The sequence below is a fragment of the Streptomyces calidiresistens genome (assembly GCF_014141525.1).
Lineage (GTDB): Bacteria > Actinomycetota > Actinomycetes > Streptomycetales > Streptomycetaceae > Streptomyces > Streptomyces calidiresistens.
In genome coordinates, this window is sequence record NZ_VKHS01000983.1 from 1 (window position 1) to 1769 (window position 1769).

Below are 1769 nucleotides of genomic sequence, written 5' to 3' on the forward strand. Positions count from 1 at the left end.
ACCCCCGGGCCCCCGTACCCCGGCCGGGCGCCTGGCCCGGGGAGGAGGAGGAACGCCCCGACGATCGTCGCCCCGGCGACTACGACCGCGAGACCCCCGGGTACGGCGGGTACCGCGGCGCCCGGGGTTACCCCGGTGAGTACGGCCGCGACTGGTCCGACCCCCGTCCGCCGGGCCCCGGCGGACGCCCCGACCCCTACGGCGGGCGCGAGGAGTACGGTGCTCAACAGGGTTACGGTCGCGGTGGATACGAGGGCGAGTACGAACGCCCCTACGACCGGCAGCCCCCCTACGTGTCGCGCGGCCCCGGTCCGGGCGGCGCTCCCTCCGGGCCGCCCGGTGGGGGAGGACCCGGTGCCCCCGGCGGTCCGTCCGGACCCGGCGGGGCGGGAGCCGGACGACCCGGCGGCCCCTCGGCTCCCGGCGGACCGGCCGAGCCGACCGCCCGGCTGAACCCCAAGTACCTCTTCGACACCTTCGTCATCGGCGCCTCCAACCGCTTCGCGCACGCCGCCGCGGTCGCGGTGGCGGAGGCACCCGCCAAGGCGTACAACCCGTTGTTCATCTACGGGGAGTCGGGGCTGGGCAAGACGCACCTGCTGCACGCCATCGGGCACTACGCCCGCAGCCTCTACCCCGGCACCCGGGTGCGCTACGTCAGCTCGGAGGAGTTCACCAACGAGTTCATCAACTCGATCCGGGACGGCAAGGCGGACGCGTTCCGCAAGCGCTACCGGGACATGGACATCCTGCTCGTCGACGACGTGCAGTTCCTGGCGAGCAAGGAGTCCACGCAGGAGGAGTTCTTCCACACCTTCAACACCCTGCACAACGCCAACAAGCAGATCGTGCTCTCCTCGGACCGGCCGCCCAAGCAGCTGATGACCCTGGAGGACCGGCTGCGCAACCGCTTCGAGTGGGGCCTGATCACCGACGTCCAACCCCCCGAGTTGGAGACCCGCATCGCGATCCTGCGCAAGAAGGCGGTGCAGGAGCAGTTGAACGCCCCGCCGGAGGTACTGGAGTTCATCGCCTCCCGCATCTCGCGCAACATCCGCGAACTGGAGGGGGCGCTGATCCGGGTGACGGCCTTCGCCAGCCTCAACCGGCAGCCGGTGGATCTCGGGCTGACCGAGATCGTGTTGAAGGACCTCATCCCCGGCGGCGAGGACTCCGCGCCGGAGATCTCGGCCGACGACATCACGGCCGCCACCGCCGCCTACTTCGGGCTGAGCGGGGAGGACCTCGCGGGGTCCTCGCGCAGCCGCATGCTGGTGACCGCCCGGCAGATCGCGATGTACCTGTGCCGTGAGCTGACCGACCTCTCCCTGCCGAAGATCGGACAGCACTTCGGGGGACGCGACCACACCACCGTGATGCACGCGGACCGGAAGATCCGCGCGTTGATGGCCGAACGCCGCTCGATCTACAACCAGGTCACCGAGCTGACCAACCGGATCAAGAACGGCTGACGGCCGCCGGGCCCGGACGGCGGTGGCGATCGGGGCGGGAACCGACCCCGGTCCCCGCCCCGATCGCCGCCGCCTCCCCCGGCGGGAGTCGCCGTGTCCTCGCGGCCCGCCCCGGGCCGATCCGCCCGCCGTGGGCCGGTGGCTCGTGCCGGACCCACCGGTGACTCCTTCGGCTCCCCGGCTTTCCTCCGCCTTCTCTCCGGCTTTCCCCCGGGCCGACACCGCGACGCCCCGGGGCCGTGGTGTCGAGCGTCGCCCCGGGCCCGGCCGGCTCCCGGGGCCCCCGCCCCTCCGCCC

The 1769-nt window shown here is 72.8% G+C and carries 1 protein-coding gene; it reads left to right on the forward strand.

Going from position 1 to position 1769, the window contains the following annotated elements; all coding sequences use genetic code 11:
* Window positions 1-1472: chromosomal replication initiator protein DnaA (gene dnaA, locus FOE67_RS24715; RefSeq protein WP_228474260.1), on the forward strand; the 1472-nt coding region annotated here is incomplete at its 5' end.
* Between the last annotated feature and the right edge of the window lie 297 nt (window positions 1473-1769).